This window comes from Listeria innocua (assembly GCF_028596125.1).
Lineage (GTDB): Bacteria > Bacillota > Bacilli > Lactobacillales > Listeriaceae > Listeria > Listeria innocua.
Genome location: NZ_CP117229.1, coordinates 2096724 through 2120135 on the forward strand (window position 1 = coordinate 2096724; position 23412 = coordinate 2120135).

At 36.4% G+C, this 23412-nt stretch carries 21 protein-coding genes and 5 tRNA genes; 11 read left to right on the forward strand and 15 right to left on the reverse strand.

Annotation, left to right across the window (positions count from 1 at the left end; genetic code table 11):
* Positions 1 to 13 precede the first annotated feature (13 nt).
* Positions 14 to 1273, reverse strand: a complete 1260-nt coding sequence (locus tag PQQ29_RS10965) for an extracellular solute-binding protein (RefSeq protein ID WP_003731928.1) — start codon at positions 1271 to 1273, stop codon at positions 14 to 16.
* A gap of 214 nt (positions 1274 to 1487) precedes the next feature.
* A complete protein-coding gene (locus PQQ29_RS10970) occupies positions 1488 to 3263 on the reverse strand; it encodes a glycoside hydrolase family 13 protein (RefSeq protein WP_187983893.1) in 1776 nt (591 codons plus the stop codon).
* A 244-nt stretch (positions 3264 to 3507) separates the two neighbouring features.
* Between PQQ29_RS10970 and PQQ29_RS10975 the strand changes: the two genes are divergently transcribed.
* A complete protein-coding gene (locus tag PQQ29_RS10975) occupies positions 3508 to 4143 on the forward strand; it encodes a CPBP family intramembrane glutamic endopeptidase (RefSeq protein ID WP_003763419.1) in 636 nt (211 codons plus the stop codon).
* A gap of 36 nt (positions 4144 to 4179) precedes the next feature.
* Here the strand turns inward: PQQ29_RS10975 and PQQ29_RS10980 are convergent, their stop codons facing one another.
* The 3 genes from PQQ29_RS10980 to PQQ29_RS10990 all read right to left on the reverse strand — a co-directional run bounded on the left by PQQ29_RS10980 (position 4180) and on the right by PQQ29_RS10990 (position 7940).
* Positions 4180 to 5145, reverse strand: a complete 966-nt coding sequence (locus PQQ29_RS10980; RefSeq protein ID WP_003763422.1) for a LacI family DNA-binding transcriptional regulator — start codon at positions 5143 to 5145, stop codon at positions 4180 to 4182.
* Between the two features lie 138 nt (positions 5146 to 5283).
* The gene (locus PQQ29_RS10985; RefSeq protein WP_003769712.1) at positions 5284 to 5520 is read right to left on the reverse strand and encodes a hypothetical protein; all 237 of its coding nucleotides are present in this window, start codon (positions 5518 to 5520) and stop codon (positions 5284 to 5286) included.
* 596 nt (positions 5521 to 6116) lie between these two features.
* Positions 6117 to 7940, reverse strand: coding sequence for an APC family permease (locus PQQ29_RS10990; protein WP_003767874.1), 1824 nt, complete (start codon positions 7938 to 7940; stop codon positions 6117 to 6119).
* Positions 7941 to 8275: 335 nt separating this feature from the next.
* Here PQQ29_RS10990 and PQQ29_RS10995 point away from each other — a divergent pair.
* The 5 genes from PQQ29_RS10995 (at position 8276) to PQQ29_RS11015 (ending at position 8835) form a co-directional block, all read left to right on the forward strand.
* Positions 8276 to 8347: transfer RNA gene (locus PQQ29_RS10995), tRNA-Glu, on the forward strand.
* Between the two features lie 156 nt (positions 8348 to 8503).
* A tRNA-Thr gene (locus tag PQQ29_RS11000) sits at positions 8504 to 8577 on the forward strand.
* A 9-nt stretch (positions 8578 to 8586) separates the two neighbouring features.
* Positions 8587 to 8670, forward strand: a tRNA-Tyr gene (locus PQQ29_RS11005).
* Positions 8671 to 8681: 11 nt separating this feature from the next.
* Positions 8682 to 8753 (forward strand) — tRNA-Gln (locus PQQ29_RS11010).
* 9 nt (positions 8754 to 8762) lie between these two features.
* A tRNA-Lys gene (locus tag PQQ29_RS11015) sits at positions 8763 to 8835 on the forward strand.
* A gap of 93 nt (positions 8836 to 8928) precedes the next feature.
* Here PQQ29_RS11015 and PQQ29_RS11020 read toward each other — a convergent pair.
* On the reverse strand, positions 8929 to 9630 hold the full coding sequence (locus tag PQQ29_RS11020) for a Crp/Fnr family transcriptional regulator (RefSeq protein WP_033532832.1): 702 nt from the start codon (positions 9628 to 9630) through the stop codon (positions 8929 to 8931).
* A gap of 489 nt (positions 9631 to 10119) precedes the next feature.
* Between PQQ29_RS11020 and PQQ29_RS11025 the strand changes: the two genes are divergently transcribed.
* Complete coding sequence (locus tag PQQ29_RS11025; RefSeq protein ID WP_033532831.1) at positions 10120 to 10821, forward strand: Crp/Fnr family transcriptional regulator; 702 nt, start codon at positions 10120 to 10122, stop codon at positions 10819 to 10821.
* 40 nt (positions 10822 to 10861) lie between these two features.
* Here PQQ29_RS11025 and PQQ29_RS11030 read toward each other — a convergent pair whose 3' ends face one another.
* The 6 genes from PQQ29_RS11030 to PQQ29_RS11055 are packed head-to-tail and all read right to left on the reverse strand — an operon-like array spanning position 10862 to position 16024.
* Complete coding sequence (locus PQQ29_RS11030; RefSeq protein WP_003769725.1) at positions 10862 to 11761, reverse strand: ketose-bisphosphate aldolase; 900 nt, start codon at positions 11759 to 11761, stop codon at positions 10862 to 10864.
* Positions 11762 to 11777: 16 nt separating this feature from the next.
* Entirely contained in the window at positions 11778 to 12632 is an 855-nt protein-coding gene (locus tag PQQ29_RS11035; protein WP_187983892.1) for a class II fructose-bisphosphate aldolase, read from the reverse strand.
* 17 nt (positions 12633 to 12649) lie between these two features.
* On the reverse strand, positions 12650 to 13741 hold the full coding sequence (locus tag PQQ29_RS11040) for a PTS fructose transporter subunit IIC (RefSeq protein WP_077918186.1): 1092 nt from the start codon (positions 13739 to 13741) through the stop codon (positions 12650 to 12652).
* A 16-nt stretch (positions 13742 to 13757) separates the two neighbouring features.
* Positions 13758 to 14069: a PTS fructose transporter subunit IIB gene (locus PQQ29_RS11045; protein ID WP_045553931.1), complete on the reverse strand. Its 312-nt coding sequence runs from the start codon at positions 14067 to 14069 to the stop codon at positions 13758 to 13760.
* A gap of 12 nt (positions 14070 to 14081) precedes the next feature.
* Positions 14082 to 14555, reverse strand: a complete 474-nt coding sequence (locus tag PQQ29_RS11050; RefSeq protein WP_003769729.1) for a PTS sugar transporter subunit IIA — start codon at positions 14553 to 14555, stop codon at positions 14082 to 14084.
* Between the two features lie 11 nt (positions 14556 to 14566).
* Entirely contained in the window at positions 14567 to 16024 is a 1458-nt protein-coding gene (locus PQQ29_RS11055; RefSeq protein WP_072238979.1) for a BglG family transcription antiterminator, read from the reverse strand.
* 194 nt (positions 16025 to 16218) lie between these two features.
* Here PQQ29_RS11055 and PQQ29_RS11060 point away from each other — a divergent pair, with 194 nt between their 5' ends.
* From PQQ29_RS11060 to PQQ29_RS11070, 3 genes are read left to right on the forward strand one after another with little or no spacing between them, the layout of a single operon-like run.
* Positions 16219 to 17121 carry an ABC transporter ATP-binding protein gene (locus PQQ29_RS11060; RefSeq protein ID WP_003769733.1) on the forward strand — a complete coding sequence of 301 codons (903 nt, stop codon included), beginning with the start codon at positions 16219 to 16221 and terminating at the stop codon, positions 17119 to 17121.
* Positions 17114 to 18349: an ABC transporter permease gene (locus PQQ29_RS11065; RefSeq protein ID WP_187983891.1), complete on the forward strand. Its 1236-nt coding sequence runs from the start codon at positions 17114 to 17116 to the stop codon at positions 18347 to 18349. The genes PQQ29_RS11060 and PQQ29_RS11065 overlap by 8 nt, the downstream gene beginning before the upstream one ends.
* A gap of 16 nt (positions 18350 to 18365) precedes the next feature.
* Positions 18366 to 18839 carry a GNAT family N-acetyltransferase gene (locus PQQ29_RS11070; protein WP_003769736.1) on the forward strand — a complete coding sequence of 158 codons (474 nt, stop codon included), beginning with the start codon at positions 18366 to 18368 and terminating at the stop codon, positions 18837 to 18839.
* A 607-nt stretch (positions 18840 to 19446) separates the two neighbouring features.
* Here the strand turns inward: PQQ29_RS11070 and PQQ29_RS11075 are convergent.
* From PQQ29_RS11075 to PQQ29_RS11085, 3 genes are all read right to left on the reverse strand, one after another.
* Positions 19447 to 20094 (reverse strand): GntR family transcriptional regulator, encoded by a 648-nt coding sequence (locus PQQ29_RS11075; RefSeq protein ID WP_003763445.1) that lies wholly within the window; start codon positions 20092 to 20094, stop codon positions 19447 to 19449.
* A 221-nt stretch (positions 20095 to 20315) separates the two neighbouring features.
* On the reverse strand, positions 20316 to 21332 hold the full coding sequence (locus tag PQQ29_RS11080; protein WP_010991088.1) for a PTS sugar transporter subunit IIC: 1017 nt from the start codon (positions 21330 to 21332) through the stop codon (positions 20316 to 20318).
* A 68-nt stretch (positions 21333 to 21400) separates the two neighbouring features.
* Positions 21401 to 22255 (reverse strand): LysR substrate-binding domain-containing protein, encoded by an 855-nt coding sequence (locus PQQ29_RS11085; RefSeq protein WP_010991089.1) that lies wholly within the window; start codon positions 22253 to 22255, stop codon positions 21401 to 21403.
* 105 nt (positions 22256 to 22360) lie between these two features.
* Between PQQ29_RS11085 and PQQ29_RS11090 the strand changes: the two genes are divergently transcribed.
* Complete coding sequence (locus tag PQQ29_RS11090) at positions 22361 to 23368, forward strand: YeiH family protein (protein WP_003724569.1); 1008 nt, start codon at positions 22361 to 22363, stop codon at positions 23366 to 23368.
* Positions 23369 to 23412 lie beyond the last annotated feature (44 nt).

The window sequence follows — 23412 nt, forward strand, 5'->3', positions numbered from 1 at the left end:
CGCCAAATCATTATTATTTAGTATATTTTTGCGTTACGTTATCTTCAATTACTTTTACTGCATCGTCAGCTGATTGTTGCGGAGTTTTCGAACCAGAAGCTGCATCAAACATTAAGTTTTCAGCACCTGTCCAAACTTCCGACATTTCTGGAATATTTGGCATTGGTTGCGCATTTTTGTATTGTTCGATAACGGCATTAGTTAATTCGTCATTTTTCGATTTCGCTGTATCACGTGCTTTTAAGTTAGCTGGTACTTCATTTGTCATATCATATAAAGTTTCTTGGTTTTTTTGGTTAGTCACATAATCCAACCATTTTTGAGCTACATCTTTGTTTTTAGAATAGTTACTTACAACCCAACCTTTACCACCTGCAAATGGAGAATACTCTTTACCATTGTTTAGTGTTGGGATTTTTGCTACGCCGTAATTAATTTTTGCTTCTTTGTAGTTTGCTGCTGACCAAGGGCCGCCTAGAATTGCTGCTGCTTTACCTTTAACAAATTGATCTTGGATAAAGTCATCTGCACTCTTATTGTCTTGCATACCTTTTGGCCATACATCTTGGAACCATTTTGTTGCGTAAGTAATTCCTTCAACAGAACCTTTATTGTTTAAACCGATGTCTTTTGGATTTGTACCTTCATCGCCGAATACATAACCGCCGTATCCTGCAAGTAGTCCGTATGAGAAGTAGAAATCAGTCCATTTTGCTAAGAAACCAGTATTTTTTCCTTTTTCAGAAGTGAAGGCAAAACGAGAATCTTTTGAAAGTGTTTCTAAATCTTTAAATGTTGCTGGAGCTTTGTCGAGTAAATCTTTATTGTAGTAAAGTACTAGAGTTTCAATAATTGCTGGAGCGCCGTAAATTTTATCGTCAATTGTTACTTGTTTTTGGTCTTTTTCATCGTAATCGTCTTTATTACCAAGTTTTACTTCAGCTAAATGTCCTTGTTGGCCTAAGCTTCCAATTCTATCAAATGCGGACATCATTACGTCTGGAGCAGTTCCAGCAGGGCCATCAAGTGGAAGAGCTTCTAATGTTTCGAACATGTCTTTTTCGACTACTTTTACTTTCACGTCATTGTCTTTTTCAAAATCACCTTTTATTTTGTTCACGTAGTCTTTGTAGCGTGCGTCAACGGAAACGGTTAATGTTTTTTCATCAGATGAGCCAGATTTACTAGTGTCTTTTCCACCACCACATGCTGCTAAGCTTAAAGCCATTACTAAAACCGCCGAAACTATTCCCACTTTTTTGAAACGCTTCATTTACTTTTCCTCCTCTTTATGAAAAAAGCCGCTCTTTAATGTCTGATTTCTAAGTCCCCATCTTTTTTCAATTCTTTTTTTTAAGTTTGTGAATTAGGTTAACCTATGCATTTATTATATGCTGATTCCGAAAGCGTTTACAAGGAGATTTCACATGTTACCGATAACAACATTTTTTCGGTAAACATGTGAAAAATTCCTTTACGCCATTGATTTAGCTGTTTTCTTTAATAACAAGAAATCCTTTTGCTGGGACAACAAGATTTTCTGTTACAGCTCGGTTATTCCAAATATCTGTCGCTGTATTCTCAAATGAAATTGTGAAATCCTTATCTTCTTTTGCTTGGTTGAAAAGGAAATGCAGTTTTTCACCATTTAATTCTTTAGAAAATGCTGTAATGCCCGTTTCGCTACTTGCACCTAGCCAATTTAATTCGCCGGATGTAATAATTGCTTGATTTTCTTTTCTAAGCGCAATCAATTTTTTCGTAAATGCTAACATATCCTGGTTTTGTTTTGTTTCGTCCCATTCCATACATTTACGACAACCAGGGTCATTTCCGCCGTCCATGCCGATTTCAGTACCGTAATAAATACACGGCGAACCAGTGTGCGCGAACATGAAGGCAAGCGCTTGTTTCACTTTATCCTCATCATTATTAGCACGTGTTAAAATACGCGCCGTATCATGGCTATCAAGCATATTAAACATTACTTCATTCACTTGATTTGGATAGCGCATATATTGTTCATTAATACCAGAAACCATTTGCTCTGGAGTGATTTTTTCTTCAATAAAGTTCTCAATAATCGTTTGTGTAAATGGATAGTTCATTACGGCGTGGAATTCATCTCCAAGCAACCAAATCCACGAATCATGCCAAATTTCACCAAGAATATAAATATCTTCTTTTTCCGCTTGGACCGCTTTTTTGAACTCTTTCCAGAAAGCATGATCAACTTCATTAGCAACGTCTAAGCGCCAACCATCAATGTCAAATTCGCGAATCCAGTAAGTTGCAATATCCAATAGATACTTCTGAACTTCTGGGTTGGCAGTATTTAATTTTGGCATATGTGTCGTGAATGCAAATGTATCGTAGGAAAGCGTTGGTTGTCCTTCAATATTGCCATTTTCATTTTGACGAACAGGGAAACTATGGATATGGAACCAGTCGCGATATGCGGATTTTTCTTCTTTCTCGACAACATCTTGCCACTCTAGAGAAGTGTCCCCAATATGATTAAACACTGCATCAAGCATAATACGAATACCGCGTTTATGCGCTTCTTGAACTAATTTTCTAAAGGTTTCTTTATCACCAAAATGCGGATCAATCTTTTTATAATCAATTGTGTCGTATTTATGGTTGGTCGGTGCTTCAAAAACAGGCGTTAAATATACCCCATTGATGCCAAGCTCTGCTAAATAATCTAAGTGCTGAATGATTCCTTCAAGATCTCCACCGAAAAAGTCTGTTGTATTCGGATCTTTACTTCCCCACGGCAAGGCATTTTCAGGGGAAATAGCCGGGTTACCATTTGCAAAACGTTCTGGGAAAATCTGGTACCAAATGGTATTTCCAACCCATTCAGGCGCTTCAAAAGTATCTACTGCATGGATAAACGGAAATTTAAAGTAATAATCCATCGTAGCTAAATTCGCTTCAGTCGGCTCAAAAAAGCCACGTCCGCCGTAAAATGTTGTTTCTCCTTCTGTATCTGTTAGTAAAAAGCCATATTGAAGGCGTCTATGTTCTGGTGTTATCGCGAAAAACCAATAATCATGCTCTTCGGTCTCTGCAATTTTGCGCATTGTATAAGATTCACTTTGCCATTTTCCGTCTTTCCATAAGTAAGGGTCGGCAGCAATTAAAGTAACTTTGCTAATATCTAAGCGTTTCGTTCTAATTCTAATATGTAGTGTTTTAGCGTCATAACTATAAGCATAGCTACTCGCTGGTTGATGATAAATCCCTGCTTTTTCCATTTTTTCTCCTCCTATATCACCTATCGTTCTATTTCAAATTAGCATTTCCATTAAAGCGTTTGCAACCTTTTCTCGCTCGTTAACGGTAACAAGATTTTTCGGCACTGTAAAATATTATAGAAGAAAGCCAATTCTCTCTCCTCCTTTAAAGTGACAAATTAGTAACTTTACTGATTTAAAGTAAAGAGCTATAATAACTCATGGACTAATGAGAGTCATTATTAAGGTCTAAAAGGAGGATAAAATGGAAAATACTTTAAGCTTAAAAAAACAAGGGTATTGGTTATTTTCCAGCGCAATCATTATTGGTGTTCTTTTTCTTCTTTTGCCACACATCATTTCCAATATTGGAGTGTTAGAATTCATAGGCGCGTTTTTCAATGCACTATGCATGGGAATTATTGCTTTTATCATACTTAAAGCAGAATTTCTCGATTGGTTTAAACATTTTAGTTTCAAATGGATAATTATTGGTGCTCCAGCATTAATTATTATCAGCTCTATTTTCAACATTGCCTGGGCTTACTTTGCAGGAAGTACTACTGAAAATGGTATCAACAGTGTGCTTACATGGTCTTATGTTTTTACAAGTATTCCGTTCATGTTACTTGGCGAAGAATTGCTATCGATTAGTTTACTCTACGCCGCTTGGAAAAAATGGAATTGGAAATTTTGGCAAGCTTCCTTATTATGTGCCTTGCTTTTTGCAACCTGGCACTTAACTTCTTATGATTTTAATTTCCTACAATGCATCATTACATTAGCACCAGCTAGACTCATTTTGAACTACTTATTCAAAAAAACCAACTCCATTTGGGTTACTTTCATCGTTCACTTCATTTTTGATTTCATTGCATTTCTACCAGTTTTACTCAAATAAAAAAGACGCTAGGAATAAAGATTCCTAGCGTTTTTATTACTCTTCTTTTCCAGTTGTAGAAGCTCGTATCAGTAATTCTGGAGTAAATAATAGGTTTCCTTGAGGTTTTCCATGATCATTAATTTTAGCAAGTAACATCTTTGCAAGCTCTTCTCCCATTTCAACAACGGGTGATCGAACGGTAGTGATTTTCGGCGAAGAAATCCGGTCTAAGAAAACACCATCAAAGCCTGTTACAGCAATATTTTCACCAAAGCGACGACCAAAAGCTGCTGCTGCACGAACAACACCTATCGCGATTCGATCCGATGCGCACACAATCGCAATTTTTTCTGAGTTATAACGTAATAATTCAAATGCTTTTTCTTCGGCAACACTCGAGCTATTTGCAATAAAATAACTTTCCGGCTCAAGTCCATGTTTTCGCACCACTTCTTCGTAACCTTCTAAACGTGATTTCATAAATTGTTCATCAAGTAAATCAATCCCTAAAAAAACAATGCGCGAAAAGCCAATTTCTACCACGTGCTCCGTTGCAAGCGCCGTTCCTTTTTTATTATCTACATCTATAGAATCATAGCCGCGTTTATTCTCACCATAAAAAATAACTGGTTTATCAATATCTAAAAGTCCTAATTCATAATCTTTATCACGTATTCCCGTGACAATAAGCCCGTCATAAGCTCCAATATTCCTGGATCTTTGTGTAACGAGTTGAAGCGAATAATAATACTTATCTAACTCTCGACTAATTCCTGTTAATAAATTCATATAATAAGGTTCAACTGTATCAATTTCTTCTAAAATCAAAAATTTAATAACTTGTGTCCTATTTTGAACAAGCGCCCTAGCAGCATAGTTTGGTACATACTCTAGAGCTTCCATTGCGCTATAAACAAGCATTTTCAGTTCATCTGAGACTTGATCTGGATGATTAATAACTCGTGAAACTGTCATTTTGGAGACATTTGCCCGTTTCGCAACATCTGCTAAAGTCGCCATCTCCAACCTCCTCCATTCATAATCTTCCTTATTGTACCATCTTTTACACAAAAAAAAATAAGAATTAACCCACAAAAAAAGCATTCTCCCCAAAAACGCGAAAATGCTTGGTTTATTATAATTATGTAATGACTCATTTTAAAGTGTTTGCCACTTTTTTTGAGAAACTCTGCGTTCCTTTGTTTGTTGATAAGCTTTAATAATAACGCGACATAATTGATGTGCTCCGCCGATTAAAACTCCAATAGCGATAGCCACGAGCGTAGTTGTCAGAAAACTAATAAATGGAAAACTAGATGTATTCATAGCAGCGATTCCCAATATAAAAACGATAATAGTAGGTAGTACATAATACCTAATGTCCTGTTCCTGCATCCCAAGCGCTCCTTTACTAAATTAATGACTCCTATCAACTACTGAAATTATAACGCGAAAATCGGCTTTTTTCAAGGCTTGGAAGGAATTTCAAAGTTAGCTCAAAAAAGTGAGAATGGCTCTATGTAGGGCTTTTACTACCCACTAAAAATCCACTCAATCTGAATTCATCAAAAAGAAAAATTTGTTACCACTTTGTAACATTAATTAAGTCCTTTTACTTATTTTGCATACAGCTAATATTTATTCATTTTTATATATAAGTATTACTTTTTATTTAATGATAGATTCATTTATAGCTTCGTATTTTTTATAATATATACAAAAAAAGTTTCCCACTTTTATAGCGGGCAACTTTTTTTATTTTTCATGAAAAAATCTTTTTTTGGCTTAAAATGGAATTTATTTTCGTTTTCTGCTCGCAAAAGAAGGTTTTTGCTTAGGGTAAAAAAGCATTTTCTTTCTTTTTGTGCTCTTAAAATCTTATTTTCCACTTTTTACAAATCCGTTTCATCCAGCTATGCTTATATTGTTCCATTATAAAAACGGAAGAGCATCCCCCTCTTCCCCCGAAGGTCTCTTCCGTTTTTCTCTTGTTATTCTTTTAAATGATATGGATATGTCGAAACAACGACATCTCTTTTCATTAAAAGTCTTGTACGAATCAATAGGCTTGTTTGATTATGAAGGACGTTTTGCCACCCTTTTCTAGGGATAAATTGTGGAATTAACACCGTAAGTGAGTAGTTGTCTTGATCTGCTTTTTGTTTTGCTGTATCAATAAATTTCATTAATGGATCTGAAATCGATCGATACGGAGAATAAAGATTAGCCATACGCACTTCCGGATGAACTCTATTCCATCTCTCAACAAATTCTTTTTCCTGCTTTTTATCAATAGAAATATGAACAGCAATGACTGTATCACCAATAGACTTAGCATACTGTAATGCTCCTTCTACAACTTTGGTGGTATCCGACACACAAATGATAACGGCATTTCCTTTGAAGTCAGGCAAGTCCATTGTTTCGTCAATTCTAAGTTGTGGTCCTACCTTACGATAGTGGTGTCTAGTACGATGGAAAACATAAATCATAATCGGCATAAATACAAATACAGGCCATACTGATTCAATTCTCGTTAAGAATAATACTAGAAGCACGGTAAATGAAATAGACGCACCAAGTAAGTTAGCTGATAAAGACTTCTTCCAGCCTTTCGGACGCTGTTTCCACCATTTTACAATCATGCCTGTTTGCGACAGAGTGAATGGTATGAAAACCCCTACAGAATATAACGGAATTAGTAACTCTGTTTTCCCTTTAAATAATATAATTAGCAAGATAGATCCCACTGCTAGAGTAATAATTCCATTGGAATAGCCTAACCGATCCCCTCTAGCTAAATACATTCTCGGCATAAATTTATCTTTAGCTAAGTTAAAAGCTAACATTGGGAATGCTGAAAATCCTGTATTAGCTGCTAAAACTAAGATAAGTGCCGTTGTAGCTTGAATGAAATAAAACATAAAGTTTCTGCCGAATACATTTTCAGCAATTTGTGATAGCACCGTTACTTTCAATTCGGGTACAGTTCCATAAACAAAGGCTAAAACCGTAATCCCTACAAAGAAGAAACCTAGTAGTCCGGCCATTAAGGTTAATGTCTTAGCCGCATTTTTAGGTCGCGGTTCTTTAAACAAAGGCACAGCATTTGAAATAGCTTCAATACCAGTCAAAGAAGCCGATCCGGAAGCAAATGCTCTTAATAGTAGAAAGATTGTTACACCTTGTACGTGAGTTCCTACTGCGGCTGTTTCATGACTTGCATCCATACCAGTTAATACTTTAAATAAACCTGTAAAAATAAGAGCGATAATAGAAAAAACGAATAAATAGACTGGAATGGCAAGTAAACTAGCTGATTCAGTGATTCCTCTAAGATTAATGATTGTTACACCAACAACAAGTAATACGGCTATTGGCACTGCAAAAGGATATAATGATGGCACTGCTGAGACAATTGCATCTGTACCTGAAGACACACTTACAGCAACTGTAAGCATATAATCTACTAGTAAAGATCCTCCGGCAATTAATCCAGCGTTATTTCCTAAATTTTCTCTTGAAACAATATATGCTCCACCACCATGCGGATAAGAGTAAATAATTTGTTTATAAGATAAATTCAGTGCAAACAAAAGAACAAGGACACAAAGTGCGATTGGTAATGAATACCACATAGCTGCAGCACTCACAGTCACAAGTACCAACAAAATCTGTTCCGTACCATATGCAATAGAAGAAAGTGCATCTGACGACAGAACGGCTAAAGCTTTTAATTTCCCCAATTTTTGGTCTCCAGCTTCTGATGTTTTCAGAGGGCGGCCGATTAATAATCTTTTTAGCGGCGATGCCATTATATTCCCTACCTTTTTTATGTGATTTTTTAGCTAACTCCAAGTTGACCAGACACATTATAGCACAGCTGATTTTAGATTGTAATACTAATTTGTATTATTTTATACACCTAATCATTCCCTACTCGAATAGTCGTTCATAGAGCTTCCTTTTTCGTTTATTCCAGCTAAATATTTTTTTCCTATGCCTTTCAATATACATACCCATTAATAAGATAAATAACCCGTATTTCATGCTTTTATTTTCAGAAAAAAAAGAATTTAATTTGGGTATTTACAAATGATAACCTTTTTTTATATAATAGTTTCTAGCGGTAAAAAACTTTTATTTAAATGGCCCGTTGGTCAAGCGGTTAAGACACCGCCCTTTCACGGCGGTAACACGGGTTCGAATCCCGTACGGGTCACTTTTAATCAAAAAAAGCAGCTTGAAAAATAAATTTCATTTTTTTGAAAAAAAAGCTGGTAAAAATACTAAAAATGTTATATCATGTATTAGTATCTGTTTTAAAGAATTAATTATGCAAGAGATTTCGATTTGCCAGCAGAGAGAGCGATTCTTCGCCGACTTAGCTCAATCTGGTAGAGCAACTGAATCGTAATCAGTAGGTTGCAGGTTCAATTCCTGCAGTCGGCATTTTATAGCGGAGGGGTAGCGAAGTGGCTAAACGCGGCGGACTGTAAATCCGCTCCTTCGGGTTCGGTGGTTCGAATCCACTCCCCTCCACCATTTTCTATTATTGGGCTATAGCCAAGCGGTAAGGCAACGGATTTTGATTCCGTCATGCGCTGGTTCGAATCCAGCTAGCCCAGTCATATTTAGAGCCGTTAGCTCAGTTGGTAGAGCATCTGACTTTTAATCAGAGGGTCGCTGGTTCGAACCCAGCACGGCTCATCCTTAATGAACAAGAAAAGAATTCTTTTCTTGTTTTTTTATACAAAAAAATCATTTAGCATTTAAACAATGCTAAATGATTTTTTCGTTTCACTACGTAGATGTTGCTTTAGTTCGAATTCTACTGCAGCTGCCTTCGTAATTTTTTAACAAAATAAAAGACTTCGAATTTTCTGCTAAAAAACCAGTTTCTATCAGTTTTCCACACAAATGTGTAACCGAGCGTACGGAAAGGTTGGCGTAATTAGCAATTAACTTCCTTGTAAAACACTTTGGAATACGAACCACGCCTTCTTTTTCTGTTCCAAAAAAACTCCCTAATTGTTCTAAAGACTCCCTTAATCGACTTTCTCCATTCCCACGCATTAAGTTGCATTTCGCGATTAAAACATTTTCATGATTACGATTATTAAGATATAAATAGAGCCACCCCTCTTGCATCCCAATAATCGAACAAAAGATATCCTCCTTATCGAATTCATACGCTGTAACCGTTTCGATGACTTTTGCTGTATAGACATTAGCTTCCGCCATAAAATAGTCATTTAACCCAGCAATTTGGTTGGAGCCTAGAAAGCTTACTATATTTTTCTCCTTTTCTAATGAAACAATCCCTTTTTCAATAAAGTAAACCTTTGTATTTATAATATCTTCTGTTAATAAAATTGTATTGGTTGAAATTTTTGTTTTTTTATACGGGATCTTGTTATCAATTAAAGTTTGTAAAAATCGTTTATAACCAAATTCTTCTTCTAATACTTTTTTACTATATAAATCTTCAAATAGCGATTGCATGTCTTGTCATCTCATTTCTATTTTGTGTCTTAAGCAAATAGTTTTACAATGCGATGAGTGGCTTCTTACAAGTGATGATACTACCAAACACTTTTAAAAGAAACCCAACAACAAAACCAAACTTCCACCTTTTAGCAACTATTTTTGACTTTTTCGTCACATTTAAAACTTATTCACTAAGTAAATTATTTTCTCTGTTTTTCTTGATATTTATATTATATTCCTTGTTAGATAACGCCTAAATTTGTTCAAAATTATTACTTTGATATTTAAGCCAAAAATAGTATTTAACTGAATACTATTTTTGACTAATATTGTAGTTTTCACCTGTTTTTCCAGCTAATTATGAACCTTTTATGAATATTTGTAGCTAGCCTAATTGTTCTTTTATGAAGGTTATTCTGTGGAAAATATGCTCCTACAAGAATATTTGTGATTACGTTTACTGTAGAATAATAAGGGAATTTAAGGTAAAAAGGGGGAAGTCATATGTATTTGAAAGAAACGTTGGATCAATTTACTTCTATTAATAATATACTTAAATTACTAAAAAAAAGTCCTGGCTTTAATAAATATTGTATCCAAGAACGCCTCCCGAAAGAAACCGTTATTACATCTGACAAAAGAAGAAAATATATCTACATAATAGAAGATGGCTTTATGAAACTTGTTTTTGAAGGGACGAATAAACATAACTTCTCTTATATCTTACAAAAAGGCGCCTTTCCCCATCTCCCTGTATATACCGAGGATATTCCTAAACACATGATGCTAATAGCGCTAACAGATGTAGTTTGGTGGAAAATCGAATTTCATTTTTTCAAGGAAATGATGGAATTAGAAGACCCTAGAAATTACATAATGCTACATCAACTTGCTGAAACGCGAAGAAGGCTTTATGTCATCGCTGTCCAAGAAAAATTAAGTTCCCGCGAAAGTATTTATTTTTCTTTAAATACGATGATTGATTACGGCTTACGTGTTTCTGAAAAAGCAGTCGAGTTGCCTAAATTTTTAACCTATCAAATCCTTGCTGACAACTCGAACACTTCAAAAAGTTACACATCCAAAGTGCTTAGTAATCTACGTGAAAAAGGGATTTTAGAATCACAAAAAAAGCCTTGGCGCATTAATGATGTCCAAAAGCTACAAGAATTGATTGATGCAGAAGCTTTACTCGCAATATTATAGAAAAAAACTAAGAGTAGTAGCTACTCTTAGTTTTTTCTGTTTAGATTTCGTCACTCCGCCAAGCTGCTGTACCTGCTAATTGGTACTTTTGCACTTGATTAACAGACTGGAATAGTTCCATTTTATATTTTACCACTGCTTTTGCAGCATCAATACAGTCTGGATAAATCGCGTTAGCATCCCATAATTCCGTTGTACTTAAAATTTCGCGACATTTTTTATAGAAAGCATATTTATAGTCACTGGAAATGTTGACTTTTTGAATTCCAATTTTAACTGCTGCAGCAATTTCAGCGTCAGGATTTGCCGAGCCACCATGGAGCACGAGCGGTATATTAACTAGGTCTTTGATTTCTTGTAAAATATCGAGGCGTAATTTAGGCTCTTTGTCTTTTGGATAAATCCCATGAGCCGTTCCAATAGCTACAGCGAGCGTATCGACACCTGTTCGCGAAATATATTCTTCCGCTTCTTCCGGTTTCGTATAAATAATTTCACTAACGCCACCTTCAATACTATTACCAGTTTTCCCAATAGTTCCAAGCTCTCCTTCTACGGAAACGCCTAATCGGTGGCAAACATCCACGACTTCTTTTGTTACGCGAATATTTTCTTCAAATGGTAATAGTGAGCCATCAATCATGACAGAACTAAAACCACAGCGAACAGCTCGCATCACATCACTCATATTATCACCGTGATCCAAATGAAGGACAAATGGTACTGGGCTATTTTTAATTCGTGCTAAAACATACTGGAAAAAATCATCTTTTGTAAAATCAAGTTCTGTTGGGTGCACGGCGATAATCGCTGGAGCATTGTTTTTTTCAGCTTCTTCTACCACTACGCGTAAAAAATTACTATCGGCTACATTAAATGCTCCTACCGCGAATTTATTTTCTTTGGCTACTTCTAATAATTGCTTCATATTTACTAACATGTGTTCATTTCTCCTTTTAAAGTGATTTTCCAGTAGAACCGGATAATTGAATATAATATTTTACAACTTCTTTGCCAGCTGTAATCGTATCGCTAATTAAGTCGACATAATTAATCGTTGGCGTTTCTTTTAAATTAGTTTTTATTTTATCGACTTGAGCTTTCATGAAGTCTGAGCCAACGTTGATTTTATTAATACCAAGCCGAATGGATTCCAAAATGTTTTCCTCACCACAACCAGAACCTCCGTGTAAAACAAGTGGCATATTAGTCGCGGCTTTAATTTCTCGAACAATGTCAAACTGAAAAGCGGGCGTAAACCCTTCTGGATAATCACCGTGCGAAGAGCCGTAAGAAATTGCGAGCGCATCAATTCCAGTCTGGTTAGCAAAATCGATAGCTACCTTAGGATCCGTATACATAGCTTGATTTGTATAATGATCCCCTGTCACAGCGCCAATATTTCCAACTTCCGCTTCAACACTAGCGTTATAAGTTTCTGCAAATTCGACCATTTTTTTCGTAATTGCAACGTTTTCTTCATAAGGATAACTGGAAGCATCCATCATCACGCTTGAAAAACCATCTTCTAAACATTGCTTTACGATGGCAACATCCTGCCCGTGATCTAAGTTAATCGCTACTTCTACACTTGCTTCTTCTGCCATTTTTATAATAGGTTTCGTTAAAAAACGGCTTCCTAAGTGGCTTGTTAAATGATCTTGGAGCAAGTCAATAATAATTGGTGCACGGAGTTCTTGAGCGGCATCAATGACCGCACGCGCTGTTTCTAAATTAAAACAATTAATTGCCATGACAGCGTAACGCCCTTCGTTTGCACGCTTTAAAATCCCTTTCATCGAAACATACATTTTTATATCTCCTCGCCTTATGAAATTTTAATTCCAGACAAATCGACTTCTTCCTCTTCTATAGCTTGATCTGCAATTAACTCTTCTTCTTTTGTTGGTTCTCGTTTTAAGATTAGTAGCATTGCTGCGGTCACACAAGTTCCAATCAATAGTGCCAAGCAGAATAAAATTGGTTCGTTCATTGCCGGGACGATAAACATTCCGCCTGATGGTACTGGTGAGCCAATACCCCATGTCATACTAAGTCCTCCGCCAACTGCAGCCCCAAGCGTACAAGAAATAATGACGCGTATCGGATCAACGGCAGCAATCGGAATAACGCCTTCTGTAATCATACAAATTCCCATTGGAAAAGCGATTTTGATATTATCTTCTTCTGATTTTGTATATTTTCTCTTTTTAATTAATTTCGAGATTACCCAAGATAGAGTTACTCCAAATGGCGGTACCATCGAAGCTAGAATTTTTACGGCTTCTGGTTCTTTAACTCCCTCTAGCAGTAATCCATCCGCGAATAAAGAAGCTACTTTATTTACCGGTCCACCGAAATCAAATGCCGCCATAGCACCGAGCACTGCTCCGAAAACAAATCGCATGCTTCCTTGCATTCCTTGTAAGAAGCTTGTCATCGCCTCCGTGGCCCAAACGATTGGTACACCTACAACAAAATACATTAGCAATCCAATAACTAAACTACTAATAAGCGGAATAATCATCATTGGCATTAAACCTTGTGCCCACTTTGGTACTTTTAAATATTTCACTAGTATTAGTACAAAATAACCTACTAAGTACCCGCCGAGCATTCCACCCAAGAACCCTGCACCAATTGAGTTGGCGATAAGTCCCATTAACAATCCAGGAGCAATCCCTGGCCTATCTGCTATCGAATAGGCGATCGCTCCTGCAATAACTGGCGCAAGTAATCCCATACCAAGAACACCGAGAGAAACGAGTGCATCTGGAACAGAATACGGTGCTTTATAGTTTTCAATCACTTGCCCATTTGTTAAATTTCCAATGGCAATAAGTAACCCCGAGGCAACAACTAACGGTAACATATACGAAATCGCTGTAAGTGCATGTTTTTTGATTTGCAGTTTTTTCATCATGCCAGTTCACTCCCTAGTTATTTATTTCGTTGTCTATTTTATTAATAATTTGTTTTGGTGCTTTAATCGCTAAGTCTGTGGGTATTTCGACAATACGCTTCCCTTTAAAACGGTCTTTGCCACTAATTTTAATGTCAGCTGCGATAATAACGACATCCGCATTTTTTACTTGCTCTGCTGAAAGTTCGTCTTCAATCCCAATTGTTCCTTGTGTTTCAATATGAATAGTATGTCCAAGTGCAATACCAGCTTTCGTTAGTTTTTCTTTTGCGATATACGTATGCGCAATTCCTGATGTACAAGCAGCAATTCCAATAATATTCATGTCAAACTCCTCCTAATCTTGGTTTTTTGCTAACAATTTAATAAAAGCTTCTTTTGTTGGGACAGTTTGAAACTGACTTATCACCTCATCATCTGCGAGTAAAATCGCTACTTTTTGAAGCAGCTTAATGTGTGTTGTCGTAGCATCTGAATTTTTCACAGCGAAAAGGATAATGATATTGACTGGTTTATCATCAAGCGACTCCCACTCTACCGGGGTTTTTGTTCTACCGACAGCAATGGACGTATTTATGACGCTTGCTGATTTCCCGTGTGGAATTGCTACACCTTCCCCGAGCCCCGTTTTACCTTCTTCTTCGCGGTACAACACATCCGCTATAAAAGCTTTTTTGTCCGCTACTGCACCTGTTTCGACAAGTAAATCTGTTAATTCTTCAATTACTTCTAATTTTGTCGTTGCTTGTAACTCTAAATTTACAAGTGCTGGACTTATTACTTTGCTTATATCTAATTCTTGAATATCCATCGATTCGCCTCCTATAAACTTTCCATCAATTTTTTCACCATCATTTTATCTTTTTCTGTAAACATCGCGCTTACAAGTAATGAAGGGATTTCTTTTGTACTTTCTGCGTTGATTGTTGTTAGAATAAAGTCAATATTCTGATAGTCTTGCAAGCTATTTTTGAATCTAGTAGATGATAAAACGTCTACTATTTCGACATCTGGAAAAGCTTTTTGGACCTTTACTTTTAAAAGTTCTGACGTTCCGATACCGCTTGAACACATAATAATAATTCGTTTTACAAGAGGTGACTCTTCTATGTGTTTGGCGAAATAGATCGTTATATAACCGACTTCATCATCTGATATGGTATTTAACTTAAAGGTCTCCGCCACATCCCGAGCGGTTTCTTTAATAATGTCAAACAGCTGTCCGTACTCTAATTTAATATCGCTTAATAAGTTGTTTTTTATGTTTATTTGATGATTCATTCGGTTCACCATTGGCTTCATATGACTAAGTAATTCGATTTTTAATTGCTTTTTATTAATAGGCATATCGATTTTCGCGGCAACTTGATTAATATAAAAATCAGTCATTTCCTCCACGATTGGTAAAACATTACTCGAGATTAATTCAATTTCATGATTAAACCGAGAAGATATTAAGTATTGTAAAAAGTTGAATGTTTCACGCTTAGGTAATTTCATTTTTAAGTATTGTTCGATTGATTCAATGGCTTCTACAGCAATAGTATGCAATTTTTCATTTGTCACTAAGTAAGTCTCGTTTGTTTCGTCAAAATCTTCCACTTCTCCTTGGCGAAAACGATTAATTAGAATGTACAAATGGGAAAAAATATTAATATCATACGGATACGGAATGCTAATCATTAACTTATTTTCAATAATTTCCATTTGCCTAACGATAAACTGTACATCGGCATTATTGAGATTGCTGTATTCTGTCTTTAAATCGTCGTAACTAGATAAGTCTAAGTTGTTGATGACTTCATTGATTGCGATACGAATGTTTTCTTCTGTACCAACAACACGGATTTCTTTTTGCTTTTTTTCAAGAGCTAAATGGTATTTCTCGATAGATTGATTTAAAAGCGTAAAATCATTTTTTATCGAATTATAACCAACGTAATAACCTTCATATAGTTTGGCAATATTTAAGTACTTAGGTGATTTAAACAATACTTGAAGTAAAATCTTTTCACGACGCTCGGATGGTGTATAACCGAAAATATCACTGGTTGTTTCTAATTTCGCCTGAATATATGCTTTATAATTTAGTTTGTAACCGCGGCCTTTTTCCGAAATAATAATCTCTTTTTCATCAGTGGCGCTATTGATATTTTTAATTTTACGGTAAATTGTTTTAGAGGAAACTTCGAGCATTAGAGCAAGTTGATTCGCTGTTAAAAAATCATTTTTCGTTAAAAATAAGTTAATTAATGCACGCTCCGTTTTGGTTAGAAGCATTTCATCACCTCCCTCTACGGTCTATTATACACAAATAAAAGAAAACGGTTACAACAAGTTATGTCCACTACACTAGACAATTTTTTGGCAAAGATTGTGAACGTAGCTTTAGAAATAAACTTCCCTTTTAAGAAGACAATCTTCTAGTAAAACCGTATAATGAAATTTGAGAAGACTCAGAAAGGGGTGCTTTTGTGACACTTGAACTACATAATGTTACGAAGAAGTTTGGGGAAAAAATCGCAGTTAATGATTTATCTTTTCGAGTAGAACCAGGGAAAATACTCGGAATAATTGGTCAAAATGGTGCTGGTAAAACAACTACTTTCCGGCTAATTTTACATTTTTTAGAAGCAACTTCAGGAAAAATCACTTGGGATGGTAAGGAAGTAAGCAGAATAGATCCAAATATCATTGGCTACTTACCAGAAGAACGCGGTTTATATCCTAATGTTACGATTGAAGAACAATTAATTTTTTTTGCTGAACTAAAAGGTTATCCGAAGCAAAAAATAAAAGCAGAAATCGATAACTGGTTGGAACGCGCAGAAATTGTCGGTAAAAAAACGGACTTAATTAAAACATTATCCAAAGGAAATCAACAAAAAATACAACTTCTAAGCACGATCATTCATCAACCTAAACTAGTTATTTTAGATGAACCATTCAGCGGGCTGGATCCTGTTAATGCAGAGATTTTGAAAAAGTTTGTATTCGACCTGCGCGCATCCGGAGCAGCGATTATATTCTCGAGTCACCGGATGGAAAATGTGGAAGAACTTTGTGATTCTCTTTTAATGCTGAAAAAAGGAAGTACGGTGCTTCAAGGTACGACTGAATCCGTGAAATCTGTTTTTGGTCGCAAACGTATTTTGATTGAATCTACTCATAAGGCAGAAGAACTAGCTATTTTGCCTGGTGTGCTAAATGTCCAACAGCATCGTGACGGCGTTCTCCAACTTGAAATTGCTAACGAAACAGATGCAGAAAAGATTTTTGAATATGTGACAAAGGATGGCTTCATCCAAACTTTCAGCCTCCAAGCTCCAACGCTTGAAGAAATTTTCAAATGGAAAGCGGGGGAATCTAATGAGTAAATTTTGGGTGATAACAAAGCAAGTTTACAAAAGACGTGTCAAAACCAAATCATTTTTAATTTCACTTTTGTTTCCTGTTTTAATCGCCGCATTGATTGCTGGCATTCCAAAAATGGTAGACTATTTCGACTCTGCTAAAACTATTACAAAAATTGCTGTACTCTCTGATGATCCGGTTTTCGCCCAGTCGCTCGCTAAAGACAAGAGCCATTTTAAAGTAAATACTGACATTAAAGACAAAAAATCCGCCCAGTCCGCTCTAAAAAACGGTAAAATTGACGGATTCGTCTCTATTACACAAAAAAATGACACGGTTAGTGCAGTTTATACCACGCAAGAAACAGCAGGCCAAGATGTTTTAACCCGTTTAACAGAAGACCTCACCGCAACAAAGATTGCTGAAAAAGCGGCCGCCTATAAAATCACCAATGAGCAATTACAATCAATTACTTCTCCTGTTTCAGTGACAAATGATTTAGAATCAAATAATCAATTGACTAACCATGAAAAAGACGTTATGAGCGCAGCAGTATTGATTTTAACACTTGTTATTTTTATTTTCGTTATGAGTTATGCAAATATTGTTGCTTCTGAAATCGCGACAGAGAAAGGCACACGAATAATGGAAGTTATTTTATCAAGTGTATCTGCTAGAACGCACTTATTTGCTAAACTAACAGCCATTATCTTCATGCTTCTCACCCAAATTGGCTTTTATGTCGTTTGCGGAGCCATCGTTCTTATTGCTGGACGAAATACGGATATGGTCCAAAATGTTTTAGATCAAATTGCTGTTTTTCCAGCTTACTATCTTGTTTTAAACTTAGTATTTGTTATTTTAGGTTTACTGTTATACATTTTACTCGCAGCAATGATCGGATCGATGGTGCCAAATGTAGAAACAGTAGCTCAGTTCATTTATCCAATGACAATTCTCGCTATTATTGGTTACTGGGGTTCCATTGCAGCTGCTAATGCGCCGGACAATTTACTTGTTATTATCGGCTCGTATATTCCAACTTTTTCACCGATGATGATGTTAGCGCGGATGGACTTATTATCTGTTTCAACGGTTGGTATTTTTAGTTCATTAGCAATTTTAGTCGCAAGTGTCGTTGGGGCATTTTTCTTAACTGTTCGTCTTTATCAAGGAAATGTGCTGCTTTACAGTAATGACGGCCTATGGAAAACTTGGAAAACCTCCCTTTCCTACGCGAAAAGAAAATAAAGAGAGTTGGTAAATTATGCAAATCAGACTATCTAAAAGAAAAGACTCGGCTTCAATGATTGAATTAGAACATTTAGTGTGGACGCCTGGGACGACTCCTGGTGATGTCCATTTCGATAGTGAAGCTGAATTTTTATTAAAGAATCCACCTGGCTCCAAAATAGTCGTTGAAAAAGATGAAAAAATAATTGGCATTCTCGGCTATAAATCCCCTATCCCACTGCCCTCCAATAAACATGTAGTAGAGATAGATATTGCCGTTCACCCAGATTATCAGCGCGAAGGCATCGGTCAACTTTTAATGGACAAAATGAAAGAAGTCGCACGCGAAAAAGGTTTTATAAAAATCTCGCTACGGGTGCTGTCAATTAACCAAAAGGCAATTCGTTTTTATGAAAAAAATGGTTTTAAACAAGAAGGTCGACTTGAAAAAGAGTTTATTATTCAAGGTAAGTATGTAGATGATATTTTAATGGCTTATTTCCTCTGACAAAAGACCCTATTTAAAGCTAGGACTATGACTTTATAATCATTTTTAGGATAAAGCGTTTACATTTATTTAGAACGGTTATATATAGAGTACAACGAACAAAAAAAGGTGATGCGAATGACAAAAACTTGGTGTACAAGCTGATTTTTTTCTCAGCTTTGTCATATGCCGGCAAAACGTCTGGTGAAGGATTTTAGTGTCAAGCAACTATGGTTAGTTTACAGGAGGAAGGCGAGGAGTATACGCCGCGTCAAGGACTTTACGCTAACTTAGTTGTAGGAAGACGGAATTTCGTTACGTCGCTCGTTTATCAATATTTTTTATCCTCACTACATTGGTAAATAAGCGAATAAAGTATCGTATCATTCATGGCCACTATTTAAGCAAGTTACGGGCGCTCATTTATTCGTAAGTTAGAATATCTTGAGAAGTAAGTAGCAAGACAAAGAATTCGCCTACTTGTTTGAAAATGCCTCACCGTTTTCCGAATGTTGTATGTTTATTCAGAAACATCCAGACATGGTCCGGCCCATCAGATGAGTGGCAAGACAAGCTCATCCGAAAAGAAAAACCCCGTGTGGCGAATTTGCCATACGGGGTTTTTCGATTAGGAAAATAAGATTGAGATATTTTTATCGTAGAATTTTTGAATGACTAAGTGGCATTTTTCAAAATCTTTCGCTTCTAAAGAGAGCACTAACTGTTCTAGTGAGTCTGCTAAATCTATCATAAAAGCTTCAAAACACAATTTTTCATTGTTATCCTTCATATTTAAAATTGTCTGGTTAAGAATATCGATATTTTTTTCAAGTGCTGGCATTCCAGTATAGTGAATCATACAACCGTAAAAGTTTTTCACGTGATTACTAAATACACTTATATCTTGCTCCCTAGCAGCTAGCTTAATATAAACTAACTCGTTACGAAGACACGTTGCGCATACTTCTGCGTTTTTTTCTTGAAGTTTTTGTACCGCATAATTGAGATGAAAAAAAGCTAACTTTAAACGAGATTTTTCGCGATGCTCAGCTTCACTATGAATTGCCACTGAAAAACCTTTTTCTCCAGAGTTTTTGCAAATAATACCACTTTTATGTAAACATTGGAGCGCACCAAAAGCTACTCGTTTGCTGACTTGAAATCGTTTCATGATGTCTTCTATGTCCACTTTATCGCCATTTTCCAAAGTGTTAGTCATAATCTCATTCTTGATTTCTGCGTATATAGGATCTGCAACAAATCCACTTTTTTCCATAATTTGAACCTCTTTAATTTTGATTGCTTACAATGTTATATTTTACACGAAAAAATTCCATTTAGATATGATTTTTCCGAAAAAAATGTGTACATTCTGTTACAAGAAAGATAGTTGTAACAGAAGAAATTAGCTGACATGTTGAAAAAATAACGACAATATGTATAGTTATCTTTGCAACATAAAAAGTAGGACTATACAGCCCTACTTTTTACCTGAATTTACTGCAATTCAATCGTTAAATCACCTGTTTTCAAGCGTTCCTTTTTAATTAGAAACGGTCTGACAATAAGTGCAATAACACCTGGCAAGACAACTGCTACCAAAATAAAAGCAGCCAGTGTGCTGAATCCGTAATTTGCTATTAAATAAAGTGGTGCAACAAAGGCACATAATCCGAGACCAGCGACTTCACTTGCGGCTTGGATATGGAACACCATCACGCCAAGAGGTCCAGCAATCAGTGTTGTTAGTAGTGGTACTAACATAAGGCTGGGTTTTCTAATGATGTTGGGTGTTTGTAATTTGGGTGTACAGATAAGTTGGGCAAAAAATGCACCCCAGTTATTATCTCGGTAACTTAATACCGCAAATGACACGAATTGAACCGAACAACCAATTAACGCTGCAGCACTTGCTGTTGGATCCAGTTGAAGCGCAATTGCGAGCGCAGCAGAGGAAGCCGGGCTAAGAATAAGTAGTCCAAACACAAAAGCGATAGCCATTGATGAAATCAGCGGTGAGCCACCAATTAACGAGCTAATTCCAAGACTTACAGAAGCCAAAATCGGTGCCATAATCTTTGCAAATAAAATACCGCTTAGTCCGCCCGCGAGAAGTGAAACACCAGGAATTAAAATCATATCAAATTTTGTTTTCCCAGTCACCCTTTTCCCAGTCCAAACTGCAACAATAACAGCTAAAATAGCTCCGACTGGTTCTCCGCTAGTAATAGCAACTCCACCACCAGCTAACGCCGCCACTGCCCCGCCGCCAATAACAGCAGAGGCTGCCGCGCTTATCGTCACAAGCGTATTTGCGTGCAAGCACATCGCAATACCAACACCAATTCCCGGAATTAACATCGTTTTACCAATTGCGCCAACCGTTACAAGAAATGAAAGTCCTGTCATCTGCCCAATTGTCTGCAAAAGAAGTCCAATTCCAAGCGTTACAAGAACCGCATTCGCAATCCCCATAGAAGCCTTATAGGAACGATCTATAAAATATTCTTTCATTGCTTCTCCCTTTCTAAAATGTATTCTTTCTCATTGTAATCACTAGTTAATTAAAAAGCTAGTTTTATTTACCGATTTTCCTTTAAAAATGTTAAAAAGGTTTCAGCAATTCGATTTTCAAGTCTTTGTCTGTTTTTTAGTACCGAAAACTTCCGCATTAAGCTCCCAGCCTCATTAAATGTCTGCAGTTTTCCCGCTGTAATTTCTGCTTGAACAACACACTTAGAAATAACTGTGTAGCCCATCCCTTCAAGAACCATTTGTTTAACTGCCATATTACTCCAGGCAACAACTTTTTCAGCAACATTCCAGCCATTGGTACTTAATACATGATCCAAATATTCACGCGTTCCTGAACCTTCTTCTCGCGCAATCCAAGTCGCCCCTTGCTCGATTTCTGTATGCGAACCATCTGCTCGACCAACGATACACATTTCATCATCCGAAAAAGCACTTATCTCTAAATCTTTCTTACTAACCTGGCCTTCAATCAGCCCTGTGTCCACTTGAAGAAGTTCAACTTTGTCAGCAATTTTTGCGGTATTTTCAATGATAAGTTCTATTGTAATATCCGGATAAAGGGCATGAAATTTCGCAATCACTTCTGGCAGATAATACTCTCCTATCGTAAAACTAGCACCAATGCGAAGTCGACCTTTTAAATGATGGTGATATAAACTTATTTCATCTTCCACTTGTTTATATAGTCCTTCTAATTGCTTGGCACGGTGGTATAAAATTTCTCCTGTTGCTGTTAAAATAAACTTTTTAGCCTGTCTGTATATAAGTTCTGTTTCGTAAAGCTCTTCTAATTTCTTTAATTGCAATGATACTGCGGGTTGCGAAATGTGTAATTCTTCAGCTGCTTTTGTAAAACTTTGCAATTCTACTACTCGGATATATGTTCTTAATGCCTCGTCCATCGTAACACCTCCATAAAAATAACTTATCAATAATATAATTAATATAAATTTTACTAATAAAATCAAGAATGGTAAAGTAAAAGTATAAACGAAAGGGGGATGAATATGAGTCAAATTTTATTTAAAACGAAGACTTTTTGGTATGGTATTGCGCTTACTTTCTGTATTGCTACCTTATCTTATTTTTTAGCGAAGTTACCATTTTTAATGATTCTCGGACAACTTGTAACTGCTATTTTAATTGGTATTATCATTCGTGCACTTTTCCCAGTTCCGGAAAAATGGTTTACTGGTATTCAGTTTTCCAACAAGGTCATTCTTCGTGCCGGGATTATTTTACTTGGTTTTCGCTTGAACTTAGTTGATATTTATCATGCTGGCTGGCGAGTGTTTCTAATTGCTGCCTTATGCCTAAGCTTTGGTATTACTATTGTTTATTTCTTAGCTAAACTTTTTGGAGTGGATAAAAAACTAGCTATTTTGGTCGCTTGTGGTACGGGGATTTGTGGTGCGGCTGCAGTAGTTGCGATTTCTCCACAAGTAAAAGCTGATAACAACCAAACGGCTGTCGCTGCTACGATTATTGCATTACTTGGAACTATTTTCACCGTTATCTATACGTTGATTTATCCAATTCTGCCACTTGGACCAGATGGTTATGGGATTTTTGCAGGTGCTACACTTCATGAAATTGCCCACGTTATTGCAGCTGCAGATCCAGGCGGCTCATCTGCTGTCGATATGGCGGTTATCGTTAAATTAACACGTGTAGCCTTACTTGTTCCAGTCTGCTTTGTTGTCGCAAAAATGGTTAATGCTGGGACTAAAAATCGCTTTTCATGGGCGGAACTTCCTGTACCATGGTTTATATTCGGCTTTTTAGCAACTAGTGCAATTAATAGCTTTGGGATTATTCCAACATCTGTAACCGATTTTCTTGTCATCTGTGCATATTTCCTCATTGCTATGTCAATGGGCGGACTCGGTTTAAATGTCCACTTGCCATCGTTCGGAAAAATGGGTGGAAAACCTTTTGCTGCGGCGTTAATCGGTTCTGTTTTCCTTTCAGCATTTGGTCTAGCTTTAGTACTTTTGTTTCATTTAGCAGGTTAAGATGTCCTCGTCACCTCGATTTGTGATACAATAGCAAACACGAG